23 protein-coding genes and 1 riboswitch are annotated in these 24,681 nt (G+C 69.2%); of the genes, 15 read left to right on the top strand and 8 right to left on the bottom strand.

All coding sequences use genetic code 11. The features are described from left to right. Positions 1-23 precede the first annotated feature (23 nt). Entirely contained in the window at positions 24-635 is a 612-nt protein-coding gene (locus tag ACFTWF_RS25815; protein WP_025432889.1) for a heme-copper oxidase subunit III, read from the bottom strand. A 127-nt stretch (positions 636-762) separates the two neighbouring features. On the opposite strand from ACFTWF_RS25815, the gene ACFTWF_RS25810 reads away from it, so the two are divergent. Together ACFTWF_RS25810 and trpD are read left to right on the top strand one after the other, a co-directional pair. Next, positions 763-1,233, top strand: coding sequence for a ribonuclease E inhibitor RraB (locus ACFTWF_RS25810; RefSeq protein ID WP_378463993.1), 471 nt, complete (start codon positions 763-765; stop codon positions 1,231-1,233). A 43-nt stretch (positions 1,234-1,276) separates the two neighbouring features. Next, complete coding sequence (gene trpD, locus ACFTWF_RS25805; protein ID WP_378463992.1) at positions 1,277-2,365, top strand: anthranilate phosphoribosyltransferase; 1,089 nt, start codon at positions 1,277-1,279, stop codon at positions 2,363-2,365. 9 nt (positions 2,366-2,374) lie between these two features. Here the strand turns inward: trpD and ACFTWF_RS25800 are convergent, their stop codons facing one another. After that, entirely contained in the window at positions 2,375-2,650 is a 276-nt protein-coding gene (locus tag ACFTWF_RS25800) for an Lrp/AsnC family transcriptional regulator (protein WP_005247708.1), read from the bottom strand. Next, positions 2,647-4,413 (bottom strand): DEDD exonuclease domain-containing protein, encoded by a 1,767-nt coding sequence (locus ACFTWF_RS25795; protein WP_378463991.1) that lies wholly within the window; start codon positions 4,411-4,413, stop codon positions 2,647-2,649. The genes ACFTWF_RS25800 and ACFTWF_RS25795 overlap by 4 nt, the downstream gene beginning before the upstream one ends. A gap of 456 nt (positions 4,414-4,869) precedes the next feature. Next, positions 4,870-5,034: riboswitch (cyclic di-AMP (ydaO/yuaA leader) on the top strand. 14 nt (positions 5,035-5,048) lie between these two features. On the opposite strand from ACFTWF_RS25795, the gene ACFTWF_RS25790 reads away from it, so the two are divergent. The 4 genes from ACFTWF_RS25790 (at position 5,049) to ACFTWF_RS25775 (ending at position 9,599) form a co-directional block, all read left to right on the top strand. Beyond that, positions 5,049-5,594, top strand: coding sequence for an NlpC/P60 family protein (locus ACFTWF_RS25790; RefSeq protein WP_378463990.1), 546 nt, complete (start codon positions 5,049-5,051; stop codon positions 5,592-5,594). A gap of 361 nt (positions 5,595-5,955) precedes the next feature. Beyond that, the gene (locus ACFTWF_RS25785) at positions 5,956-7,008 is read left to right on the top strand and encodes a C40 family peptidase (protein ID WP_378463989.1); all 1,053 of its coding nucleotides are present in this window, start codon (positions 5,956-5,958) and stop codon (positions 7,006-7,008) included. A gap of 49 nt (positions 7,009-7,057) precedes the next feature. Continuing rightward, complete coding sequence (locus ACFTWF_RS25780) at positions 7,058-8,425, top strand: peptidase MA family metallohydrolase (RefSeq protein WP_378463988.1); 1,368 nt, start codon at positions 7,058-7,060, stop codon at positions 8,423-8,425. Between the two features lie 43 nt (positions 8,426-8,468). Further along, positions 8,469-9,599, top strand: coding sequence for a glycosyltransferase family 4 protein (locus ACFTWF_RS25775; protein ID WP_378463987.1), 1,131 nt, complete (start codon positions 8,469-8,471; stop codon positions 9,597-9,599). 51 nt (positions 9,600-9,650) lie between these two features. Here ACFTWF_RS25775 and ACFTWF_RS25770 read toward each other — a convergent pair whose 3' ends face one another. Beyond that, the gene (locus tag ACFTWF_RS25770) at positions 9,651-11,462 is read right to left on the bottom strand and encodes an AMP-dependent synthetase/ligase (RefSeq protein ID WP_378463986.1); all 1,812 of its coding nucleotides are present in this window, start codon (positions 11,460-11,462) and stop codon (positions 9,651-9,653) included. Between the two features lie 170 nt (positions 11,463-11,632). Here ACFTWF_RS25770 and ACFTWF_RS25765 point away from each other — a divergent pair, with 170 nt between their 5' ends. From ACFTWF_RS25765 to ACFTWF_RS25740, 6 genes are all read left to right on the top strand, one after another. Continuing rightward, entirely contained in the window at positions 11,633-12,007 is a 375-nt protein-coding gene (locus ACFTWF_RS25765) for a polyketide cyclase / dehydrase and lipid transport (protein ID WP_378463985.1), read from the top strand. 151 nt (positions 12,008-12,158) lie between these two features. Beyond that, positions 12,159-12,596, top strand: coding sequence for an SRPBCC family protein (locus ACFTWF_RS25760; protein ID WP_378463984.1), 438 nt, complete (start codon positions 12,159-12,161; stop codon positions 12,594-12,596). Further along, positions 12,593-13,834, top strand: a complete 1,242-nt coding sequence (locus ACFTWF_RS25755) for an ArsA family ATPase (RefSeq protein ID WP_378464017.1) — start codon at positions 12,593-12,595, stop codon at positions 13,832-13,834. Before ACFTWF_RS25760 ends, ACFTWF_RS25755 begins: the two co-directional genes overlap by 4 nt. After that, positions 13,831-14,238, top strand: coding sequence for a hypothetical protein (locus ACFTWF_RS25750; protein ID WP_378463983.1), 408 nt, complete (start codon positions 13,831-13,833; stop codon positions 14,236-14,238). The genes ACFTWF_RS25755 and ACFTWF_RS25750 overlap by 4 nt, the downstream gene beginning before the upstream one ends. Positions 14,239-14,289: 51 nt before the next feature. Next, complete coding sequence (locus ACFTWF_RS25745; protein WP_378463982.1) at positions 14,290-15,303, top strand: ROK family protein; 1,014 nt, start codon at positions 14,290-14,292, stop codon at positions 15,301-15,303. Positions 15,304-15,432: 129 nt separating this feature from the next. Next, positions 15,433-16,194 (top strand): lysophospholipid acyltransferase family protein, encoded by a 762-nt coding sequence (locus tag ACFTWF_RS25740; RefSeq protein WP_378464016.1) that lies wholly within the window; start codon positions 15,433-15,435, stop codon positions 16,192-16,194. A gap of 13 nt (positions 16,195-16,207) precedes the next feature. On the opposite strand, the gene ACFTWF_RS25735 is transcribed toward ACFTWF_RS25740, so the two are convergent. Then, positions 16,208-17,533: a glycosyltransferase 87 family protein gene (locus tag ACFTWF_RS25735; RefSeq protein ID WP_378463981.1), complete on the bottom strand. Its 1,326-nt coding sequence runs from the start codon at positions 17,531-17,533 to the stop codon at positions 16,208-16,210. A 67-nt stretch (positions 17,534-17,600) separates the two neighbouring features. Between ACFTWF_RS25735 and ACFTWF_RS25730 the strand changes: the two genes are divergently transcribed. Both ACFTWF_RS25730 and ACFTWF_RS25725 read left to right on the top strand, forming a co-directional pair. Continuing rightward, positions 17,601-18,092 carry a polyadenylate-specific 3'-exoribonuclease AS gene (locus tag ACFTWF_RS25730; RefSeq protein WP_378463980.1) on the top strand — a complete coding sequence of 164 codons (492 nt, stop codon included), beginning with the start codon at positions 17,601-17,603 and terminating at the stop codon, positions 18,090-18,092. A 42-nt stretch (positions 18,093-18,134) separates the two neighbouring features. Beyond that, positions 18,135-19,520 (top strand): class II 3-deoxy-7-phosphoheptulonate synthase, encoded by a 1,386-nt coding sequence (locus ACFTWF_RS25725; RefSeq protein WP_378463979.1) that lies wholly within the window; start codon positions 18,135-18,137, stop codon positions 19,518-19,520. A gap of 43 nt (positions 19,521-19,563) precedes the next feature. Here the strand turns inward: ACFTWF_RS25725 and pknB are convergent, their stop codons facing one another. Further along, on the bottom strand, positions 19,564-21,582 hold the full coding sequence (gene pknB / locus ACFTWF_RS25720) for a Stk1 family PASTA domain-containing Ser/Thr kinase (protein WP_378463978.1): 2,019 nt from the start codon (positions 21,580-21,582) through the stop codon (positions 19,564-19,566). Between the two features lie 109 nt (positions 21,583-21,691). On the opposite strand from pknB, the gene ACFTWF_RS25715 reads away from it, so the two are divergent. Further along, the gene (locus ACFTWF_RS25715) at positions 21,692-22,060 is read left to right on the top strand and encodes an Rv2175c family DNA-binding protein (protein WP_378463977.1); all 369 of its coding nucleotides are present in this window, start codon (positions 21,692-21,694) and stop codon (positions 22,058-22,060) included. A gap of 7 nt (positions 22,061-22,067) precedes the next feature. Here ACFTWF_RS25715 and ACFTWF_RS25710 read toward each other — a convergent pair whose 3' ends face one another. Beyond that, entirely contained in the window at positions 22,068-23,009 is a 942-nt protein-coding gene (locus tag ACFTWF_RS25710) for a phytoene/squalene synthase family protein (protein WP_378463976.1), read from the bottom strand. 7 nt (positions 23,010-23,016) lie between these two features. Beyond that, positions 23,017-24,621 (bottom strand): alpha-(1->6)-mannopyranosyltransferase A, encoded by a 1,605-nt coding sequence (locus ACFTWF_RS25705; RefSeq protein WP_378463975.1) that lies wholly within the window; start codon positions 24,619-24,621, stop codon positions 23,017-23,019. Positions 24,622-24,681: the final 60 nt, after the last annotated feature.

Here is a 24,681-nt window from a genome sequence, read left to right as displayed (position 1 = left end):
GGCTGCCTGTGGCGTTCAGCTGATCAACGGATGAAATAGATCGTGGCAAACAGGCCGATCCACACGATGTCGACGAAGTGCCAGTAGTACGAGACGACGATGGCGGCGGTGGCCTGGGCGGGCGTGAACTTGCTGACCTTGGTACGGGCGATCAGGAAGACGAACGCGATGAGGCCGCCGATCACGTGCATGCCGTGGAAACCGGTGGTCATGTAGAACACCGAGCCGTACACGCTGCTCGAGATGCTCGTGCCTTCCTCGACCAGGTGGATGTACTCGTATCCCTGCCCGAGGACGAAGAAGGTGCCCATCGCCAAGGTCAGGAGGTACCACCGGCGGAGACCGAAGACGTCGCCGCGCTCGGCCGCGAACACACCCATCTGGCAGGTGAACGACGAGGCGATCAGCACCAGCGTCACCGGTACGGCGAGGAACAGATTCAGCTCGGTCGGCTCCGGCGGCCAGTTCCCATTCGCCTGTGCTCGCGCCACGAAGTACATGGCGAAGAGCCCTGCGAAGAACATGAGCTCACTTGACAACCACACGATGGTGCCAACGCTGACCATGTTTGGTCGGTTCAGCGAGTGCACGCGTTGGGTGATTGCTGATCCTGAAGTCCCTACTGCGCTCGTCACAGACAGAAGTATGACGCTTCGTCGTAAGAGACGACTACCCGGGTCCACCCTCGGCGCGTCCGGACGCCGCGCTTGTCCGATTCTCCCTGCTGACGGCCCTGGTGGCGGGCCGTGACAGGGTGGAGTCATGCGCTCTCGTGACAACAGTACGGGGTGGCTGCGGCGGCTGTTCGGCAGTCGGCAACCGGCCCCTCTCGATCAGGATCGCCCCGACCTCGTGGTCGTCGCCTCGAGCTTCGACGACGTGGAGGCGTGCTCGGCCGCACTCGACCGCGCCGCCGCCGAGGAACCGCGGTGGGAGGCAGAGGCGGAAGCGGTGCTGCGGCACCATCTGCGGCTGCCCGCGCCCGCGGTGGCCGACGCCGTGTCGATCGCCGCCCAGGACGGCTATCGGCCCCAGAATTCGGACGAGGCCGCCACCTCCGCCGGGGACGGTGCGCCGGTGACCTTGGTGCTGCAGCGCGTCCAGGTTCTCGACGCCCTGCACTGTTCCCAGGAACGGTCGAGAATGGCCGGGCTGGCGCAGCGGCTCGGTGGCTCGGTGGACGGCTGGGATGCGATGCAACCGGCGCGCGAGTCCGATCCGGCCGGTGACTAGGCTGCCAGGATCGGATCCGCCACTAGTACAAGGGGACACGACGATGCAGAGCCCGACTGCTCAGGGGACGAACGACGGTGTGCTGCCGGCACGCACGTGGCCGTCGGTCCTCGGCGCGCTCACCGACGGACGTGACCTCGCGGTAGACGATGCGAAATGGGCGATGGACGAGATCATGTCCGACAACGCCACGTCCGCGCAGATCGCCGCGTTCGGCGTCGCCCTGAAGATGAAGGGTGAGACACCGGACGAATTGCGCGGCCTGGCTGAGTCGATGCTCGGGCACGCACGCAAGGTCCCCGTCGACGACGACGTCGTCGACATCGTCGGCACCGGGGGTGACCGATCCAACACGGTGAACATCTCCACGATGGCGTCACTGGTGGTCGCGGCGTCCGGCATTCGCGTCGTCAAGCACGGAAACCGGGCCGCGTCGTCCAAGAGCGGCGGCGCGGACGTGCTCGAGGCGCTCGGGGTGAAGATCAATCTCGGGCCCGACGAGGTGGCCCGATGCGTCCGGGAGGTTGGCATCGGCTTCTGCTTCGCGCCGGTGTTCCATCCCGCCCTGCGGTTCGCGGGTGCGCCCCGCAAGGAGATCGGCATCCCGACCGTTTTCAACGTGCTCGGACCGCTCACCAACCCGGCCCGCCCCCGGGCCGGCCTCATCGGCTGTGCGTTTCCGGGCCTGATCTCGGTGGTGGCCGGTGTGCTCGCGCAGCGCGGCAACTCGGCCCTGGTGGTGCGCGGCGACGACGGCCTCGACGAGTTGACGACATCGACCACGTCGACCGTGCACGTCGTCGCGGACGGGGCGGTGACCACCCGTCAACTCGACCCCCGCGACATCGGGATCGCGCGGGTGCCGCTCGACGCACTCCGCGGCGGCGACGCCGACGTGAACGCGGCGGTGGCGCAGCGACTCCTCGCCGGTGAGACCGGGCCGGTCCGCGACGCGGTGCTGCTCAACGCGGCGGCGGCGATCACGGCGTTCCGCGGGCTCGGCGGCCGCACGCTCGAAGAGGGGCTGTCGGACGGGCTCTCGACGGCGGCGCAGTCCATCGACAGTGGAGCGGCCGCGACGCTGCTCGCGCGGTGGGCCGAACTCACGTCGGGTCTGGCCACCAGCAAGTAGCCGGCGGACCTATTCGCCGATCGAGAAGCCCGCTTCCACATCGGCGCTGGAGTAGGACTGGAAGGCGATGTGCGTCGCCGTCCGCGAGACGCCGTCCACCTTGTTGATTCCCTCGGTGACGACCTCCGCGATCTTCGCGTGGTCGCGCACCCGCACGATCGCGATCAGGTCGACGTCGCCCGCGCAGGAATAGACCTTGTCGACGCCCTCGATGTCGGCGACGGCCTGAGCGGTCTCCGGGATGCGGTGGGCTTCGGCGTGGATCAGGACGATGGCGTTGATCATGATCGCCAGCCTAGGCGGTGATCGACGGAATCCGGCGCGGGAGGTCGGGTCTCGTCGTCCCGTGTCGATGAGCTGCCTGCCCGTGCAAGCGCACACCACGCGGACCACGATCCGGCGCCCCGCGCGGGTTCGCACCACCCGGACGAGGCGCTGACGATCCGGGTGTCCTCCTGCTCGAGCCAGCGTGCGAGCAGCCCGGCCTCCTCGGGCGACGCGCCCCGGAGGGGAGTCGCGTCGGGGACCACGGTTTCGGCGGTCAGGACCAGCGCGTCGACCACCGGCATCGGATGGATCCCGCGCCGCGCACAGCCCGCGGACGCGAGGCGTCCGGAACGGATCACCGCGAACTCCCAGCCGCCGGTCGCGGCCGGGCGAGCCGCCACGAGCTGATCGAGGGCGGTGAGGGCCGCCAGACGCTGCATTCTCCGCAGAGCGAGGACTACCTCCGCGGTGCGGTCGCGCAGTCGCGCGGCGTTCTCGAACAGTTCGGCGGCGGCGAGTTCCTCCACCCGTGCACGCATGCCGTGCAGTGGCGCGTCGCCGTCTCCGCGCAGGAACCGGCGGAAGAGTTCCGGTCCGGGACGGTACGCATCCTCCGTGTCGCGGGCGTGGACGGACGCGGGACAGCGTCCCAGCTCACGGGGTGGGCACTGCGCACCGTGCTCCCTGCCCTTCGGTATGCGACTCGTGCAGGTCCGGAGAATGCAGTACTCGGCGAGGACGTCGGCGACGTCGACGGCTGTCGAGCGGGACCGGAACGGGCCGAGCGAGTCGGCGGTCGGGGTCCGCACCACCGACAATCGGGGGAAGGCCTCGGCGGTGAGCGTGATCCACCAGCCGCGTTTCGGGTACTTGGACCTTCGGTTGTACGGCGGAGTGTGGGCGGCCAGAAGCCGCAGTTCGCGCACGCCCGCCTCGAGAGCGTGCGCGCATTCGACGTGGTCTATGCGGGTGGTCAGAGCCACCATCTCCTTCATCCGGCCGCGGGTCTCGGAACCGGTGAAGTAGTTGCGCACCCGCCGGCGCAGGTCGGTCGCGGTGCCGACGTAGAGGACCTCGTCGGACGGTCCACGGAACAGATAGACGCCGGGAGCGTGCGGGAGGTGGCTGGCCAGTGTCCGCTTCGCCCTCTGGTGCGAGGAGACGTCGGGGAGGTAGTCGACCAGCTCGGTGAGGCTGTGCACGCCTTGATTGCCGACGCGGTCGATGAGGGCGTGCAGGACGTCGACGGTGGCGCGGGCGTCGTCGAGGGCGCGGTGCGTCGGGGTGGTCCCGACATCGAACAGCCGGGCCAGCGACGACAGCTTGACCGACGGCGCCTCGTCGCGGGTGAGGACCCGCCGGGCCAGTTTGACGGTGCACAGCACCGTGAACTTGGGCCAGGGAGTGTCGGTGGCCGACGCGGCGGCCTTGAGGAATCCGGTGTCGAAGGGAGCGTTGTGCGCGACGAGCACGGATCCGCGCGCGAATTCGAGGAACGCGGGCAGCACCCGCTCGATCCGCGGGGCGTCGATGACCATGGCGGTGGTGATGCCCGTGATCTCCACGATGTGCGGCGGGATGGACCGGCCCGGGTCGACGAGCGTGGCCATCTCGCCGATCACCTCGCCGCCGCGGATCTTGACGGCACCGATCTCGGTGATGGCGTCCTCGCCCGGCCGGGCGCCGGTGGTCTCGAGGTCGACCACCACGAACGTGGTGTCCCGCAGTGGGGTGTCGAGCTCGTCGAATCTCAGCTGTTCGGGTACACCGGGGACACTCACGGCTCAGAGCGTATGGACGGGCACCGACACAACCGCCCGGACCGCCCGGAGAGACGAGGATCACACCTCACTGCGCAGGCGTCGATCGGGGGCCGCGCGACGAGTGGCGACGCGGCCCCGGGGAGTGCCGTGCCGGTCGCGCCGGGACGGTCGGCAGCGGTCGTGGCCGCCGCGCCGGGTCTCGTCGGTGGACCCCGGTTGAACAGCGGGAATGCGGAACTGGAAAGGCGTCGGGCAGTCGTGCGCCGCGCGAAATGCCCACTCCCGCTATCGAAAAGAGTTGGGAAACATACCGCTTGTTATCTAGCCGTTACCGAATGCGGGTATCGCGCGCCCGCAAACCGGGAAACGGCCCAAACGGACACTTTCCGCGTGTTCCGGTCGACATCGGGGTATTCCATTTCGTAACCTTCCTGAGACCTAGCGGAGTCTCGCCGCCCCACACCGGGGCGGCATCGCTAGTCACCGCCTAATCGGCCACTCGCGAGAGCGGTCGTACCGGGAACCCAAGTTTCTACTGGGGTGAATCCCGCCGGGACGTCCTCACGGACCGGTGGGTAGGGCTGATCTTCCCAGCCCGAACCCGTCAGCTAACTCGGTCGGCGGATGAACGGAAGAAACGGAGTACCCCTTTCGTGGCGTCACAAGTTTCCAAGCGGAATGTGCGACGGGCAGTCGTCGCCGGCGCGCTCGCCATCGGAGCGCTCACCGCTACCGCGGCCCCCGCGGCCGCAGACCCCGTCACCATCCCCGGTGTCGGAACGTTCGAGATCCCCGGTGTGGTCATCCCGCAGATCCCGGGCATCCCGAACCTGCCCGCCCCCGCGGTGCCGGGCAGCACCGCAGGTGAGAAGGCCGTGCAGGCCGCACAGACCAAGCTCGGCTCGCCGTACGTCTACGGCGCCGCAGGTCCCAACTCGTTCGACTGCTCCGGCCTGGTGCAGTGGGCGTTCAAGCAGGCCGGACTGAACCTGCCGCGCACCAGCTACGCGCAGGCGGCGGCCGGTACTCCCGTGTCGCAGTCCGATCTCCGCCCCGGTGACGTGATCTCCTTCTACGGCGGCTCGCACTCGGGCATCTACGCCGGCAACGGCAACGTGATCCACGCATCGACCGAGGGCCAGCCCGTCAAGTTGGCGCCCATCGCGTCGATGCCGTTCGACGGCGCACGCCGCTACTGATCCACTCGCGAAACGATGCATCCGCCGAGTCGAGGGCGGGGATGCACGGGGTAACTTCGTAGGATCCCGCACGACCACCGAGGGTGGGTTCGAATTCCGATTCGAACCCACCCTCGATGTCGTTGTGCCCCAGGTAGACACCCGTTGTCGACCCACCGGTGGCCCTCGCCACGCGAACCGTGACATGGGTGGACACAAACGTATGCCATTCCGTAACCTATCCGAGACCTTGCGAAGTCTTGTCGCGCCATCCGGGCGGCATCGCGGGTCACCACCACTTCGGCATTCCGCACACTTTCGCGCCGCACGACGGACGACCGGGTCGGCTGGTGGAGATCGACGATCGGAGAACTGCATTTCCGTGGCCTCACACAAGATGAAGCGCTCCCTGGGCAGCGTGCTGACAGCCGGAGCGCTGTCGGTGGCACTCGTGTCGCTGCCGTCGATCCAGGCGGGCGCAGACCCGGTCACCACCAACCCCACGGACGCACTGACCAAGCTCGGTGATCTGTCCCGGCAGTCCGAGCAGACGTCCGAGGCACTCCACAACGCGCAGATCGATCTCGAGACCAAGCAGGCGGCGCAGCGCGACGCCGACGCGAAGCTCGCCGCGGACCAGGGCGTCCTCGACGCGGCAAACGCGCGCGTCGCCGTGTTCCAGCCGGTGGTGAACAAACTCGCCACCGCCAATTACCAGGGCGCCCGGACCAATCGCCTGTTCGCCGTGATGGTGAGCGATTCACCGCAGCAGCTCCTGGACCAGATGTCCGCACTCGACGTCATCTCCAACGACACCCGCAACCAGGTCGCGCAATTCCAGTCGGCCACAGCGGACGCCACGAAGGCGGCCTCGGAATCGAAGCAGTCCGCGGATGCCGCGCGGTCCGCGACGGAACAGGCCAAGGCGGTCAGCGACGATCTGCAACGCAAGCAGAGCGACCTGCAGGCGCAGATCGCCGACGTTATCAAGGCGTTCGGAGATCTCAGCGGCGCGGAGCGCGACCAATTGGTGGGGACCCCGTTCCCGCCCGGCTTCGATCCGAACACGATCCTCGCGCACCTCACGCCCGGCTCGGGCACCAGCGCACTGCAGGCGGCCATGACCCGCATCGGCGACCCGTACGTGTGGGGCGCCACCGGTCCCGACGAATTCGACTGCTCCGGACTCGTCGTCTGGGCCTACAAGCAGATCGGCAAGACGCTGCCGAGGTCGAGTCAGGCGCAGGCCGGCGGCGGTACCCCGGTGTCCCGCGACGACCTCCAGCCCGGCGACGTCGTCCTCTTCTACAACGACGCATCGCACGTCGGTCTGTACGCCGGAAACGGCAACATCCTGCACGCCTCGACGTTCGGCGTCCCGGTGAGGATCGAATCGATGGCGAAGTTCCCGTTCTACGGCGCGCGCCGCTACTGACGGCGACCGTCCGACAGCGGCGCGGCGGGGAGCTCATACACTCACCGGCGTGCCCGCATCAGACCCGTCGTCCGCAACGGATCCGACCCCACGCCGCCCGGCGCGCCCGTGGGAGCGGGCGGCGCTGGCCGGACTCGGCCTCGCCGTGGTCGTCGTCCTCGCGCTCACCGGGTTCTCGCACACCGACCGCGGCGCCGACGGGACCGCGGGCGCCGCACCGGCCGACGAAGCGTCGCGGACCGCGCAGGTGCAGGCACTCCTCGACACCTGGGCGTCGGCGGTGCGCACTAACGACGAGGCCGCTCTGCCGGGTCTGATGGACAAGGCCGCGGCGCCGGGTTTCCTGGCGGCGGAGACGCGGCGCGCTGCACACGTCGCCGGGGTGGAATTCTCGGATTGGGGTTACGAGATCGCGGGTGGTTCCGAGACGGTGGTTCCCGCCGGTCTCGTGGACGCGCTCGGCGCCGACGAGGTGTGGGCGCCTGTCGTGCAACTCCGCTACGCGATCGCGGGTGCCGACGAGAGTCCCACCCGCAAACCGGTGGCGCTCGTCGTCGCGCGGCGCGGCGACCGCTGGGCGCTCGTCAGTGACAGCGCCACCGCGGACGACGAGCGCCGGACATGGCGCGGACCGTGGGATTTCGGGCCCGTCGTGTCCCGTCGCGTCGACACCGGCGACGGGAAGACATCGGTGGTCCTCGGACATCCGGAGAATGCCACGATGGTCGATCGGCTGGCCGCCGAACTCCCGGCCGCCGTCGTCAACGCCACTCAGCTGTGGGGCTCCCGGTGGGCGGGCCGCGCGCTCGTCTGGGTCGCCGGATCCCAGGACGAGTTCACGGCGCTCGTCGGGCCGAATCACGACGGCCGCGACATCGCCGCCGTCGCGATCTCGGACGCCGTCGACCCGGACGCCGCCACGGTCTCCGGACAACGGATCGTGTTCAGCCCGGCGTCGGCGGAACGGTTGACCGACGTCACCCGGCGGGCGATCCTGCGGCACGAACTGACTCACGTGGCGGCGCGTGCCGAGACGGTGGACCGTTCACCGATGTGGGTTCTGGAGGGTTACGCCGAGTACGCGGCATACCGGGGGACGGGCGAGCCCGTTCGGCAGATCGCACCCGCGCTGACCGCGCAGGTGGGGGCCGAGGGCGCGCCGACCGAGTTTCCCGACGACACCGACTTCTCCGGATACGGCGCACGCGGCTCCGTCGCCTACGAGACGGCCTGGTCGATCAACGCGTTCGTCGCCGAGGAGTACGGCGAATCGAGGCTGACGGAGCTGTACCGGACGCTGGCGGTCGGGGAGGCCGACCCGGAGACCGTGGACGGGCGCCTGTCCGACGTCCTGGGCGTCGACGCGGAACAGTTCCGGGACCGCTGGACCGACTGGGTGCGCGCCCGGCTGGGGTGACCCTGCGTCCGCAACCGCACCGCGAACCGCCTACGGTGATCACATGCGCCGAACCCTGTTGGTGACGAACGATTTTCCACCGCGACCCGGCGGAATTCAGTCGTACCTCCACACCTTCGCCAAGCACCTGCCCGCCGACGATCTCGTCGTCTACGCTCCGCGCTGGCGTGGCGACTCGCACATCAAGTTCGATGCGCGGCAACCGTTTCAGGTCGTCCGGCACCCCACCACGCTGATGGTGCCCACACCGTTCGTCGCGCGCCGCGCGGCCAAGCTGCTCGCCGAACACGACTGCACCGGCGTCTGGTTCGGCGCAGCAGCCCCGCTCGCGCTGCTCAGCCCCACGCTGCGGCGTGCCGGGGCGGAACGGGTGATCGCCAGCACCCACGGCCACGAGGTCGGCTGGTCGATGCTGCCCGCTGCCCGCCAGGCACTCGGTCGCATCGGCGCCCGGACCGACGTCGTCACGTACGTGAGCCGCTACACCCGTGGCCGATTCGCCTCCGCATTCGGCGCGGGTGCCGCGCTCGAACACCTGCCGCCCGGAGTGGACACCGACCGGTTCACCCCGGACAGCGGGGCGCGGACGGAACTGCGGGCCCGCTACCGGCTGGGAGAGCGGCCGACGGTCCTGTGCCTGTCGCGTCTCGTGCCGCGCAAGGGGCAGGACATCCTGATCCGGGCGCTCCCGGGTATTCGCGAACACATCGACGGCGCGGTGCTGGTGATCGTCGGCGGCGGACCCTACGAGGACCGCTTGCGGTCGCTCGCGCGGTCGGTGGGGGTCGAGGAGCACGTCGTGTTCACGGGAACGGTGCCGTCGGCCGAATTGGCGGCCCATCACACGATCGCCGACGTGTTCGCGATGCCCTGCCGCACGCGGGGCGCCGGACTCGACGTGGAGGGCCTCGGCATCGTCTTCCTCGAGGCGTCGGCGACCGGTGTCCCCGTCATCGCCGGGCAGTCCGGGGGCGCTCCGGAAACGGTGCGGCAGAACGAGACCGGGATGGTGGTCGACGGCACCTCGGTGGCGGAGGTGGCGCGGTCGGTGATCTCGGTGCTGTCGGATCGTGATCGCGCGGCCGCGATGGGCGCCGCAGGCAGGGACTGGGTCAAGGCGGAGTGGCGGTGGGACGTGCTCGCCGCCAAACTCCAGCATCTGCTCGGCCCGTGAGTACGTGTCAACCGCCCGCGGTTGACACGTACTCACGAGCCCGAAGGGCACTTATTTTGCGTAGATGGCCGCGATGTCGTCTGCGAAGGTGTCGTGCACCACGTTGCGCTTGAGCTTCATCGTCGGCGTGAGCTCGCCGGTCTCCTCGGTGAAGTCGACGGGCAGGACCCGGAACTTCTTGATGGCCTCGGCGTGCGACACGAGCTTGTTCGCCTCCGCGACGGCCTCGTCGATCTCGGCCGTGAGGTCGGCGTCCGCGAGCAGATCCGCGACCTTCGTGCCCGCGGGCTTGCCGTTGCGTTCGTTCCACGCGGGCAGGGCGTCGGCGTCGATGGTGATGAGCGCGCCGATGAACGGCTGCTGGTCGCCGACGACGATGGCCTGGCTGATCAGTGGGTGCGCGCGCAGGTGATCCTCGAGCTGGGCGGGGGAGACGTTCTTGCCGCCCGCTGTGACGATGATCTCTTTCTTGCGGCCGGTGATGGTGATGTACCCGTCGGCGTCGACCGATCCGAGGTCACCGGTGTGGAACCAGCCGTTGTCGATCGCGTCGGCGGTGGCGTTCTCGTTGCGCCAGTAGCCGCTGAAGACCACCGGTCCCGACAGCAGGATCTCGCCGTCGTCGGCGATGCGAACGGAGTTCCCCGCCAGGGGCTTGCCGACCGACCCGACCTTCTGTGCGCCGATCGTGTTGACCGCGAACGCCGCGGACGTCTCGGTGAGGCCGTAGCCCTCGTAGATGGTGATGCCGATGCCGCGGAAGAAGTGGCCGAGGCGCGCGCCGAGCGGGGCGCCGCCGGAGATCGCCAGCTGGCACTTGCCTCCGAGGGCCGTCCGCAGCTTGGAGAACACGAGCTTGTCGAACAGTGCGTGCTTGGCCTTGAGTACGATCCCGGGCCCGCCCTGGTCCTGAGCCTCGCTCCACGCGACGGCAGTCTCGGCGGCGGCGTCGAAGATCTTGCCCTTGCCCTCGCCGTGCGCCTTCGCGCGGGCGCTGTTGTAGACCTTCTCGAACACGCGTGGCACCGACAGGATGAAGTCGGGGCGGAATTCGCCGAATGTGGGAACGAGGTTCGGGATGTCGCTGGTGTGGCCGAGCGCGGCGCCGGCGTCGAACGACGCGATGCTGACGGCGCGGGCGAGGACGTGCGCCATCGGCAGGAACATGAGGGTGCTGACGCCCGGTGTCTTCAGCAGGGTGCCGAGGCTGGAATCGAGGATGCCCTTGGACTCGGCGATGAGGTTGGAGTGGGTGAGCTGGCAGCCTTTGGGCCTGCCGGTGGTGCCGGAGGTGTAGATGAGCGTAGCCGGATCGCTCGACTTCAGCGCGGAGACGCGGGCCTCGACATCGGAGTCGGAAACACCCGCGCCCAGTTCGGTCAGTTCCTCGACCACGCCGCGGCCGCCGTCCGAGGCCTCGATCTGGTAGACGCCCCGCAGCGCGGTCGCGTCGGCGGCCACGGCCTTCACGGTGGCCGCATGGGTCGCGTTCTCGACGACGAGATCGATCGCGCCGGAGTCCTCGAGGATCCAGCGGACCTGCTCGGCGGAGGACGTCTCGTAGATCGGGACGGTGACGCCGCCGGCCGCCCAGATGGCGAAGTCGACGAGCGGCCACTCGTACCGCGTGGCCGACATCAGTGCCACCCGGTCACCCTGCCGGACGCCGAGGGCGATGAGTCCCTTGGCGACGGCGGTGACCTGAGCCGCGAAGTCGGCGGCCGTGACGTCGGTCCACCGGCCGCCGATCTTGCGCTTGTACACGACCAGCGTCGGGTCGGCCGCGGCGTGGGCGAACACCGAGTCGACCGCGGACGCGTCCTCCGCGATCGTGAACGACTGGGGCGCGCTGAACTCGGGCACGAAAACCTCCGACACTGAAGATACTGGCGAGTAGGATTGTCTGGCCCAACTTTAGACCTTCGCCTGGGGTGTCCGCGTCCTGGCCGAAGTAGCGTGGTTGTGGCCACGTCCGACGGGGCGCCGCGGAACCCCGCGACCGGCGGGTGTGCCGGTATGTGAAGCTAGTCGCCGTGAGCAGCATCCAGGTCGCAGACCAGACGTTCATCGCGGCCCCGCCGCAGCAGGTCGCGGCGGCGATCGCGTCCCCGTCCCGCTGGCGCCGGTGGTGGCCCGACCTCACCCTCGCCGTCCGCGAGGACCGGGCCGAGAAGGGGATCCGCTGGACCGTGGCCGGTCCCCTCACCGGAACGATGGAAGTGTGGCTCGAACCGGTGCTGGACGGGGCCATCGTCCACTACTTCCTCCACGCCGAACCCGCCCGCGGCGAGGGCAGCCCGGATCTGGCCGCGCTGAACCGCCGCAGGCGCGTCGAGGGCAAGGTGATGTCCTTCGAGGTGAAGAAGGAACTCGAGGCGGGGCGCGCCGCCGGAGAACCCCCGTCCTGATGCCGTTCGGGTCGTCGGTGAGGTCCGGCATTGTGTCCGGGCGCCGGAATCGTGTGTGATAGTCGGGCACAACCCAGACATACGTAATCGGTAACGGTGTGGCCCCGCGATCGACGAGCGGGTCGGCCAGGCGAAAGGAAGCGTTCACTCCATGCCCGAGAGGACCAAGAGGTCGATCAGTATCGAGGCGCCGCCCGCCCGGGTGATGGATGTGATCGCCGACTTCGACGCCTACCCCGCGTGGGTGGCGGCCGCGAAATCCGTCGAGATCATCGAACCCGGTGAGAACGGCCGGGCCGACCGGGTTCGTTTCGTGCTCGACGCGGGCATGGTCAAGGACACCTACGTACTCCGGTACGACTGGGCGCCCGACGGCAAATCCGTCAGCTGGGAACTCGAGTCCGGTGAGATCCAGAAGTCGCAGTTCGGTTCGTACGTGCTCGAGGACGACCCGGACGGCGGCACCATCGTGACGTACGAGCTCACCGTGGATCTGACCATTCCGATGATCGGCCTGTTCAAGCGCAAGGCGGAGAAGGCGATCACCGATACCGCGCTGAAGGAACTCAAGAAGCGGGTGGAAGGCTGAGTAGCGAGGGTGGTGCCGGACCTGCGCGGGTCCAGTTCTTCGTAGGGAAGGGGGGCGTCGGAAAGACGACGCTCGCGGCTGCGACGGCACAGGCGGCAGCGGAGGCGGGACACCGGACTCTCCTCGTCTCGCTCGACCAGGCACATTCTCTCGCCGACGTGCTCGGGATCGGCTCCGCCCGCGACGTGGTGTCGGTCACCGGCGACCTCGACGTGCTCGAACTCGACACCCTCGCCCTGCTCGAAGACAGATTCCGGAGCCTGGCAGCGGTTCTCGCGGCCGCGGGCACGCACGACCACGGTGCCCAGCTGTCCGCACTCGAACCGGAGGAACTGACCGGGTTGCCCGGCGTGCAGGACGTACTGGGGCTGCGTGAGATCGTCCGGTTCGCCGCCGAGGGTCGGTACGACGCGGTGGTGGTCGACTGCCCGCCCACCGCGGACAGTCTTCGGACGCTCGCGGCGCCGGCGATGACTCTCGAGTACGTCGAACGGGTGTGGCCGCAGCATCGCCGGATCGCGGCGCTCCTCGGTTCCGATCCCCGCCTCGTCATGCTGGTGACGCTGATCGAACAGGTGGTGTCCGCTGTCGGCGAGGTGCGGGACATGCTCGCGGACCGCGCGAAAACCACTGTGCGACTGGTGACGACGCCGGAGCGGGTGGTGCTGACGGAGACGCGGCGGACCGTGGCGGCGGCCGCGCTGTCGGGCCTGCGCATCGACGCGATCCTCGTGAACAACCTACTGCCACAATTCGATTCGCCGACAGGACACGACGACCCCGGTGTGGCATGGTTGATCCGGCGGCGAGCCCTGCAGCAGCGGGTGCTCGCCGAGCTGACCGCCTCCGCGGGCGCCACGGTGATCCTCACGGTGACCCGGTCGGTGACGGAGCCGGTAGGGTTGGCCGATCTCGGCGGTATCGCGCGGGAGTTGTATGCCGACGACACGGACGCGGTGGCGGTGTTGGGGAAGAACCCACCTGCGGTGCGGGTGGGGCTGGAATCGGGGGCCGGTGTGAATTCTGTGTACACGATGCGGATGTATCTTCCGCTCGTGAACCCGTCGACTCTCACGTTGGGCCGGGTGGACGACGACCTGGTAGTGGGCGCCGAAGGGGTGCGCCGGCGGGTGCGCCTCGCCTCGGTCCTGCGCCGGTGCGTCGTCGCGGGCGCGGAACTCGACGGCAGCGATCTCGTCGTGCGCTTCACACCCGACCCAGAGGTGTGGCCGGTATGAACGACGACCACGCGCAGCTGATCGCGGAGCTGCGGGCGCTGGCCGACACCGCCCTGGACCGTCTGGAGCCGATACTGCAGCGCGCCGCGGCACCGCACGCCCAGGCGGAGGCGGCAGGTGCGCCCCCCGGGACCGGGCAGTGGTCGGGATGCACGTGGTGCCCCGTGTGCGCGCTCGCCGCGCTGATCCGCGGCGAGCAGCACGATCTCGTGACCCTCGTCGCCGGCCAGGCGTCCGTTCTGATCGCGGTTCTGCGGCAGATCCTCGACGAGCACCGCGTGCACGACACCCCGGGCCCCGGCGGTCCCGAGTCGCCGGAACCCGGCCCGGGCGGTGGGGGCGGCACGTCCGGACCCGACGGCGGTTCGGCGTTCGAGCCGATCACGGTCACGTTCAAGCACTGAGCGCCCCGACGCGGGCCGGATCGCCCGACTCGTGCACGGCAGCGATCCGGCATGGGCACAATCATCTTCATGGGTACAGGCGCGGGCAGCGAACGCAACGGCAGTTCGGCGCTGACCATCGGCATCGACGTGGGGGGAACCAGCATCCGTGCGTCCGTCGTCGATTCGGCCGGTGACGTGCTCGATTCTCTGCAGTCGCCGACCCCGGCGTCGGCGCAGGCCCTCGAGAACGGACTGGACCGCGCGGTCCGCGAGCTGTCTGCCCGGCACGACGTCGCCGCGGTGGGGCTCGCCGTCGCCGGGTTCATCACCCCCGACCGGACGACGGTGCGATTCGCGCCGCACCTGCCGTGGGTGGGTGCGCCGGTCGGCAGGGACCTCGGGCAGCGTCTCGGACTGCCCGTCATCCTCGAACACGACGTGAACGCGGCGGCCTGGGCCGAACACCGGTTCGGTGCGGCGGCGGGCGGGCGGAACGTGGTGATGCTCGCGATCGGCACGGGCATCGGCGCGGCGCTGCTCGCGGACGGCCGGCTGTACCGCGGCAGCCACGGCGTCGCCCCCGAGCTGGGGCACATCCAGGTGGTCCCGGGCGGTCGTCCCTGCGCGTGCGGCAAGCACGGCTGCTGGGAGCGGTACTGCAGCGGGACGGCCCTCGTCGACACCGCGATCGAACGTCTGGCCGCGGATCCGGCCACGTCGACCGTCCTCGCACGGGAGGTCGCCGTCGATCCCGGTGTCCTCACCGGCAGGCGGATCGCGGGCGCCGCCCAGGACGGTGATCCGCTGGCGCTCGAGACCATGCGGGATTTCGCCCACTGGCTGGGGGTGGGCCTGGCGCTGATCGGTGACGTGTACGACCCGGATCTCGTCGTGATCGCGGGCGGAGTCGCGACGTCCTCGCCGTTGTTCATCGACGACGCCCGCGAGAACTACGCCGCCCTGACGACGGGGGCAGGGCACCGCCCGCTGGCCCGAATCCGGCCGACCCAGCTGGGGGAGGCGGCGGGCATGATCGGAGCGGCGGAACTCGCGAGAGCCGTCCTACCCGATCGGGTAGGTTGACGCGCGGCCGATCGCTGTAAACCCGCAGATGTGATGCTGTGCGGGCTCTCAGGCCGTGTGTAGCGGCCCTCACCCACCCGAAGTAGAGTCGACCCGAACGAAGCTTGGGTTGTGAACGGGAGGGACGCCATGTGGTACTGGCTCTTCAAGTACGTGTTTTTGGGGCCGGTTCTCTGGGGGCTGGGTAGGCCGACCGTGGAGGGTACGGAGAACATTCCGGCCGAGGGCGGAGCCATCTTGGCGAGTAACCATCAGGCGGTGCTGGATTCCTTCTTCCTGCCGTTGCGGGTTCCGCGGAGAATCACCTTCCTCGCCAAGAGTGAGTATTTCACCGGGACTGGACTCAAGGGCGCTTTTCAGCGCTGGTTCTTCTCGGTGGTCGGGCAGGTGCCGATCGACCGGACCGGCGCCGACGCCGCACAGGACGCACTGAACGCCGGATTGCGTGTCCTCTCGCAGGGCAAGCTGCTCGGCATCTACCCGGAGGGCACCCGGTCGCCCGACGGACGCCTGTACAAGGGCAAGACCGGCCTCGCGCGGATGGCCCTCGAATCCGGTGTGAAGGTCATCCCGGTGGCGATGATCGGAACGGAGAAGGTCAACCCGATCGGCTCCCGGGTGTGGCGTCCCGCGAAGGTCACCATCCGGGTCGGCGAGCCGATCGACTTCTCGCGCTTCGAGGGGATGGGCGGCAACCGTTTCGTCGAGCGGGCCGTCACCGACGAGGTGATGTACAAGCTGATGAAGCTGTCGGGGCAGGAATACGTCGACATCTACGCGGCCACGCTGAAGAAGAAGGCACCTACCGCCGACGCCCCGGCACCGACTGCGGTGGCCGACGTCACACCGGCGACCGATGTCACACGACTGCCGGACACCCGGGCGAGCTGACGCAGCGGAACTCTCAGCCGACGGGGACGGTGAGATCGTCGGAGGTTTCCGACCGATCGCCGTCCTCGTCGGTCTGTGCGGGGCGGGTGCGGAACGCGACGATCGCGACCAGCACCACGGACAGTCCCCACCACACGTACGACGACGCGAGGAACTGGTCCCACAGGCTCCAGTGGGTGCCGCTCCAGCGCCCCACTCCGAGTTTCCAGTGTGCGGCGAGTTTGACGATCACGACGCCGGCCACGGCGGTGACCGCCAGCAGGGCGCTCCGGCGCCGGTAGGCGAGGATCCCGAGCACGAGGACGACCGGCACCGCCCACACCCAGTGGTGCGACCAGGACACGGGTGAGACGAGCAGTCCGAGAACGGCATTGAGGCCCAGCGCGAGCGCGGTCTCGCCGGCGCGCAGTGCCCGCACCATCGCGAGCACCACGAGCGCGAGCACCAGGACGCTCAGCAGCAACCAGATCGGCGTCCGCGCCGCATCGCTCACACCGAGCCGGGCCAGCACTCCGGTGATGCTCTGGTTCGCGGGATAGGCGGGCGTGCCGATCCGATCGGAGTCGAAGAGGGTCTGCGTCCAGTAGGTGACGGAGTCCTTCCACGTCGCGAGTGCGCCCACCGCGCTGAACGCGGCGAAGCCGGCCGCGGTCACGACGGCGGAGCGGAAGTCCTTGCGCACCAGGAAGAACAGAATGAACACTGCCGGCGTCAGCTTGACCGCCGCCGCCAGGCCGATCAGCACACCACGGGGCCACGGCGTCTTCTTCGGAAGGCAGTCCGCCGTGACCAGCAGCATGAGCAGGATGTTGATCTGCCCGTAGTCCAGGGTCGACGAGACGGGTTCGAGGGCAAGCGCCACCGCGAGCGCACCGAGTACCGTCCACACCAGCGTGGTGCGGGGGGAGATGCCCAGCGAGTCGAGAGTGACCACCAGCACACCGAACAGGGCGATCAGCGACAACGCCGTCACGACGGTCCCGGCCGTCGCCAGCGACACCGTCGACAGCGGGCTGAAGACGACGGCGGCGAGCGGCGGATACGTGAACGGCAGGAAGTTGCCCATCTGAGTGGCCGGCATCGACCCGTACAGGGTCGGACCGTGCAGGAACACCGCACCGCCGAGGCGATAGACGTCGAGATCGAGCCGGTAGTAGCTGCCGAACGGCCGCAGACCCGGCAGTCCGAGCAGGTTGTACGCGAATCCGACGGCGAGACCGGCCAGCACGAGGAGGCGGATCGCCCATCCTCCGGCACGCAGATGCAGGGGCGTCCGCGGGGCGTCGAGCGGGTCCGCGTCGGGGACGGCGGACTGTCGACCGTCGGAGGGTGCGCTCACCAAGGCCTCCTTCACGAGGTAGGGGTGGATCCGGTTGACGCCAACGGGTGAGGCATAGTTTGCGGGCGTGCGTTACTTCTACGACTGCGAGTTCATCGAGGATGGTCGCACGATCGACCTGGTGTCGATCGGGGTGGTCGCGGAGGACGGACGTGAATTCTACGCGGTGTCCACCGAGTTCGATCCCGAGCGCGCGGGCAAGTGGGTGCGCAGGAACGTGCTGCCGAAGCTGCCGCAGCCGTCGTCGCCACTCTGGAAGAGCCGGGCGCGGATCCGTGACGACCTCTACTCGTTCCTGATTCCCCGGCCCGGCATCGTCCCCGAGTTGTGGGCCTGGGTGGCCGCCTACGATCACGTCGCCCTGTGCCAGCTGTGGGGAGACATGACCGAGCTCCCGCAGTCGCTGCCCCGGTACACGCGGGAACTGCGCCAGTACTGGGAGGAGCACGGTAGCCCGGCGCTGCCACCTGCACCGGGCGACGCTCACGACGCCCTCGCGGACGCCCGGCACAACCTGGCGAAGTTCGAGGCAGTTCGGGCGGCGCGGTCACTCCGGTGACCTGACTCGCCAACGCTCGTGTCGAGCGAATATCCTGTATGGGTGAACTGGACTGTCGACGTGCCGATCGACCGCTTGCCCGAACTCCCGCCGCTGCCCAACGAGATGCGTGAGCAACTCGACGCGGCGCTGGCCAAGCCCGCTGCGCAGCAGCCGCAGTGGCCCGAGGGTCAGGCCGCCGCCATGCGGACCGTCCTCGAGAGCGTGCCGCCGATCACGGTGGCCAGCGAGGTCGTGGCCCTGCAGGCGAAGCTGGCCCAGGTTGCCCGGGGCGAGGCGTTCCTGCTCCAGGGCGGCGACTGCGCCGAGACGTTCGCCGACAACACCGAGCCCCACATCAAGGGCAACATCCGCACGCTGCTGCAGATGGCCGTCGTCCTGACGTACGGTGCGAGCCTGCCCGTCGTCAAGGTCGCCCGCATCGCCGGTCAGTACGCCAAGCCGCGGTCGTCGAACGTCGACGCCCTCGGGTTGCAGTCGTACCGCGGCGACATGATCAACTCCCTCGTCGCCGACGAGGCCGTGCGCGCCCACGATCCGTCGCGGCTCGTCCGGGCGTACGCCAATGCCAGCGCCGCGATGAACCTGGTCCGGGCGCTCACCGGTGCCGGCATGGCTGATCTGCACAAGGTGCACGACTGGAACCGCGAGTTCGTGTCGTCGTCGCCGGCCGGTGCCCGCTACGAGGCGCTCGCCGCGGAGATCGACCGTGGCCTGCAGTTCATGAACGCCTGCGGTGTCACCGACCCGAGTTTGCAGCAGGCCCAGATCTTCGCCAGCCACGAGGCGCTCGTCCTCGACTACGAACGCGCGATGCTGCGCCTCGACAACGACGACGATCACCCCAAGCTGTACGACCTGTCCGCGCACTTCCTGTGGATCGGCGACCGCACCCGTCAACTCGACGGCGCGCACATCGCGTTCGCCGAACTCGTGTCGAACCCGATCGGACTGAAGATCGGACCCAGCACCACACCGGAGATGGCCGTCGAGTACGTCGAACGCCTCGACCCCACCAACAAGCCGGGCCGCCTCACCCTGATCTCGCGCATGGGCAACAACAAGGTGCGCGACATGCTGCCGCCCATCATCGAGAAGGTGCAGGCCACCGGACACCAGGTGATCTGGCAGTGCGACCCGATGCACGGAAACACCCACGAGGCGTCCACCGGCTACAAGACCCGTCACTTCGACCGCATCGTCGACGAGGTGCAGGGCTTCTTCGAGGTTCACAACGGACTGGGCACCTACCCGGGTGGCATCCACGTGGAACTCACCGGTGAGAACGTCACCGAATGCCTCGGCGGCGCACAGGACATCTCCGACCTCGACCTGTCCGGTCGGTACGAGACGGCCTGCGACCCGCGCCTGAACACCCAGCAGTCGCTGGAACTGGCTTTCCTCGTCGCGGAGATGCTTCGCGGCTGAGCGAGCACACCGTCGGCGGACTCACTGCCCTGCACCTGCGGGGTCAGGGCAGTGAGACGAGGGTGACCGTGCTCCCGGGCCTCACGAGGTCGCCGCTCCCCGGGTTCTGGCTGATCACGAACGAGCGGTCCGTGTCGGTCACCTGACGTACCTTCACGTCGAGTCCGAGCCGGCTCAATTCGTCGCGCGCCGATCCGACCGTCCGGCCGAGCATGGACGGCATCCGCACCGCATTCGACACGCTGAGCGTCACGCTGGTCCCCGCCGTGACGCGGGTGCCCGACTTCGGATCGGTGGCGATGGCGTCGCCGGCCGCCACGGTGCGGTCGAAGTCGCTGGTGACGTCCTGCACCACGATGCCGACCGCCTCCAGGGACGCTCGCGCCTCGGCCTCCGACATTCCCTTCACGTCGGGAACGTCCACCGGCGGTGCGCCTTTGCTGACGATCAGCTTGACGGTGGAGCCCGTTGCGAGTTCGGTGCCCGGCGCCGGATCGAGCGCGGCCACCGCACCGATCGGGACCTTCGCGCTGAACGCCTGACCTCCGTCGACCGGGGTGAACGTGCGGTTGCGCAGCTCCTGCTCGATCCCCGCGCGTTCGCCGCCCGCGGGAAGAGGCGGGACGGTCGGTCTGCCCAGGGACACGAGCAGCGCCACCGTGCCGTCGCGGGCAATCCGCGACCCGCCGGTGGGATCGGTCCCCAGCACCGTGTCGAGCGCCGCCGTGTCGGAGTACTGCCCGCGGATCTCCGTCGACAGTCCGGCCGCGTCGAGTGCCGTCACGGCGGCACCACGGTCGAGGCCGTCGGTGGTCGGGACCGCGGTGTACCGGCCCGAGCCCATCCACCAGCCGCCGACGCCCACCGCCACGGCGAGCATCAGGATCACGAGCAGCCACACGATCGTGGTCCGGCGCGACCGCTGCCGTTCGGCGGCGAAATCGGGGAAGTGGTAGCCGTCGTCGGGCTCGTCCTCCACGGCGAACTGCGGTTCGTCGATCGGCGGGCGCGGAGTCTGGGTGGTGACGACCCGCGTGTGCTGGACACCGGGCTGCGGTGGCAGCGGGCTGGGCGGCGACAGCGGCGCGGCGGGCGGGAGGTGCACCGTGGGCGGTGCGAGATGGCCCGGCGGTGGGCCCAGCGGAGGCGCGCTCGCGGCGGCCGCGGCGCTCAGATGCTGCGCCGAGCGCCTCGGGGCCGGAACCCGGTACGCGGGCAGGTCGAGCGCCGCCGCGATGCTGCGCAACGCCGTGCCCATCTGCTCGGCGTTGGCGAAGCGGTGCGACGGTTCCCGGTGGGTGGCCTCGGCGACGAGTTCGTCGAACTCGGGCGGGACACCGGCGATGAACGATCCCGGCCGCGGAACGTCCTGGTTGATCCGCTGATAGGCGACGGACAACGACGTGTCCCCGGTGAACGGCGTCCGTCCGGTGAGAAGTTCGAACAACAGCACGCCGGTGGAGTAGACATCGCTGCGGGTGTCGGCGATCCCGGACGTCACCTGCTCCGGCGACAGATACGCCGCCGTGCCCAGAATCACACTGTTCGAGGTGGCGTTCGACGCGGCGGCCGCCCGCACCAGACCGAAATCGGCGATCTTCACCTCGCCGCCGTCGGAGATCAGGATGTTCTCGGGCTTGACGTCGCGGTGCACGAGACCCGCCCGGTGGGCGACGGCGAGAGCGTCGAGAACCGGGCCCACGACCGCGGCCACCGCGTGCGGGGGCATCGGCCCGCGTTCCCGCAGGAGTTCGCGCAGCGTCCCACCGTCGACGAGTTCCATGACCAGGAACGCATGATCGCCGTCGTGCCCCTGGTCGTAGACGGCGACGAGCGAGGGATGCTTGAGTCGCGCCACCGACCGGGCCTCGAACTCGAACCGCGAGACGAACGCCGGATCGGCCGCGAACTGCGGATCCATCACCTTGATGGCCACCGGACGGTCGAGACGCGTGTCGAGCCCCCGGTAGACGGTGGACATGCCGCCACGCGCGATCGTGGCATCCACCCGATAGCGCCGGTCGAGCAGCTCGCCGATCAAACGTTGACCTCCATCGTGCACAGTGTCCGTTTCCCCGTGGGTGCGCGCAGCCGGCCACGCGCCCCTCAATCGTAGCCAGCGACACCGACCGGTAGCGCCACGCAGGAGGCGACCAGATAACGTTAGGGGAGTGAGTGCCATCCCTTACTGTGACGATGTCCTGGACCCTTCCGTCTCGCTCCTCCAGTTGGTGGACGTCGCGAAGAATCTCGGTGTGGCGGTCACCCGTGTGCAGCAGCTTCTGCGGGATCAGCAGCTGATCGCCGTGCGCCGGGACGGCGTCCTCGGTGTTCCCGAACTCTTCTTCGACGACGCCGGCGAGACCGTCAAATGGCTGCCCGGCCTCATCGCCGTGCTGCACGACGGCGGGTTCAGCGACGAGGAAATCCTGCTGTGGCTGTTCCGTGAGGACGACAGCCTGCCGGGCACCCCCGTGCAGGCACTGCACGGCCACCTCGCCCGCGAGGTGATCCGCCGGGCTCAGGCGATGGGATTCTGACCACCCGTCACCGCGACCGACCTCCGGCAGGCACCGCGAGCCGGGCGAATTGGGGTAGCGCCGTCGCCCACCGATTTCTCCGGGCCACGGTGGCGCGCCGGTCGAGAACCCGGTAGCCCCCGCGTTCGATCTCGTCGAGGATGCGCGAATACAGCACGAACGCGGTCCGGATACCGGGTTGCACCCGCCGGTCCAGCATCGCGATGCCCGGCTCCGCGTCCCGGTACACCGATCGGGTGATCGCGATCAGGTGCGCCAGGGCCCGCACGATGCGCCGGTCCGTGGTCCCGCTGCGGCGGCAGTGCACGAGAAGGTCGGTGTCGACGCCGAACGCCGCCAGTTCGTCGGCGGGCAGGTAGACGCGGCCCCGATCGAGATCCTCGCCGACGTCGCGGAGGAAATTGGTCAACTGGAACGCCTCACCGAGCGCCGCGGCGTGCGGCGCCGCGTCCTCGACCCGTCCGGTGGTTCCGAGGACGGGGAGCATCTGCAACCCGATCACGACCGCCGACCCGTACATGTACGTCCGGAGTTCGGTCATGCTGCGGTATTCGGCACGATGCGCCGCGGTCCCGGGAACGTCCATCCGCATCGAGTCCAGGAACGCGAAGAAGTAGTCGCGGGAGATGTCGAACTCCGCCACCGTGTCGAGGAATGCGGGGAGCACGCGCAGCATCTCCGGTGTGCAGGACTCCGGCGCCGGCGCGGTCCGATCGGTGAACCCGTGCCGCAGGACGTCTTCGATCCGATCGAGTTCGGCGGCGCAGTTCCCGGCCGTCCGGCCCGGATCGACGTCCACGATGTCGTCGACCGTGCGGGCGAAACCGTACAGGGCGTGCACCGCGTGCCGGCGGCGTTCGGGAAGAAGTCGCGTCGCGAGGTGGTATGTCCGCCCGTGCTCCGCCGTCACTGCGCCGCAATACCGATAACTGTCCGCGGGTTCGGTCATCGAGGGGTCACTCGATGCCGGGCGACGACGCAGCACCTGCGAGGTCGGAGGTGCGCACGCCCTCGGGAGGCCGGGGTGTGCGCAGACGCAGCGGGTCGACGGTGCGCAGCGACACGGCCGCGACGACCGCGGCGAACGTCGCGAGCGCCACGTGCGCCACCGTGTACAGACCGATCGACCCGTCGGGCTGGAAGACCAGCATCAACCAGGTCGACAACCCGACGAGGACCATCAGGGTCCGCGTCGACAGCGCGAAGCCGGCGGCGATGGCGATGGGCCACGAGTAGTACCAGGGCAGCGCCGCGGGCGAGAGGATCACGATCGCGACCAGGACGATGAGGATGCCGAGTATCGCGTCACGCTCGGTTTTCCGGTACCGCCACCAGACCGTCAGCACGATCGCGACCAGCGCCACCGCGCAGATCGGACGGGTGATTGCCAGCACCTCACCCAGTCGCAGGTCCGCGAACCACGACGTTCCGACTGTCACGATGTGGGCGAGGATCGTGGGTAGTGACAGCCAGTTGATGATTTTGTTCGAACCGGACAGCGCGGTCATCCAGCCCAGCCCGACCCCGGCGACGGCGGAGGCGGCCGCGAACACGGCCACGAACACCGCGAATCCGGCCCCGGCGGTCTTCGCGAACGACGCCAGGGGTGACGCGGGCGGGCGCCCTTCCGCCTCGGCCCTCTCCTTCTCGTGAACCATCCAGATCCACACCATGAACGGGAGGGCGGCGCCGGCCGTCGCCTTGATCGCGACCGCCACCGCGACGAGGGCGATGCCGGCGAGGTGGCGGCGTTCCAGGACGAGGGCGATGCCGGCGATCATCAGGCCGACCATCAGCAGTTCGTTGTGGACACCGCCGATGAGATGGACGAGGACCAGGGGATTGAGCACGGCGAGCCACAGCGCGATCGCCGGATTTCCGCCGAGGTGGCGGGCGAGGTGTGGAACCCCCCACACCATCAGCGCGAGCCCGGGCAGCATCGTCACGCGCAGCAGCATCGTCCCGGCGATCACGTTGTCGCCTGTCAGTGCCGTGATGCCCTGACCGAGGAGCAGGAACAGCGGCCCGTACGGCGCCGTGGTGGTGGTCCACACATTGCTGACGTTGTCGAGGAGGACCCCCGGGTTGACCACCGGACCCACGGCGTACGGGTCGAACCCGTCCCGCAGGAGCGCGCCCTGCGCGAGGTAGGAGTAGGCGTCCCGGCTGAACATGGGCACCGCGAGCAGCAGCGGCGCCGTCCACACCGGGACGATCATCCGCAGCTGCCGCAGGCTCACGTTTCCGCCGAGGGTGGCACGGCCCAACCGCACCCATGCCGCGATCATCGCGACGACACCCACCCAGACGATGACGGTCGACAGAATCTGGCCGTGACCGAATCGCAGCCACGACAGGTGCATCGCCTCGAGAAGCGGGTCCTCGCGGCGGACGCTGCCGGCACCGAAACCACCGAACGTGATCATCACGGCGCCTGCGAAACCGAGGATCGCGGCGTGCCCTTCCGGGCTGCGGAGGAAGTCGGCCGTGGTCTGTGGCCACGATCGCTGCGGCGTGGTCGTCGCAGCGGCGACGGTCGCCTGCGGGGCAGAGGACGTCATGAGTGCAGATTCCTCCCCCGAGGTGAGTTCGGTTGCGTTCGGAGCGCTCGTCGTCGCGCG

Origin of the sequence: Rhodococcus sp. NPDC056960 (assembly GCF_042674125.1) — a bacterium.
Lineage (GTDB): Bacteria > Actinomycetota > Actinomycetes > Mycobacteriales > Mycobacteriaceae > Rhodococcus_F.
This window is presented reverse-complemented; position numbering and strand designations above follow the sequence as displayed.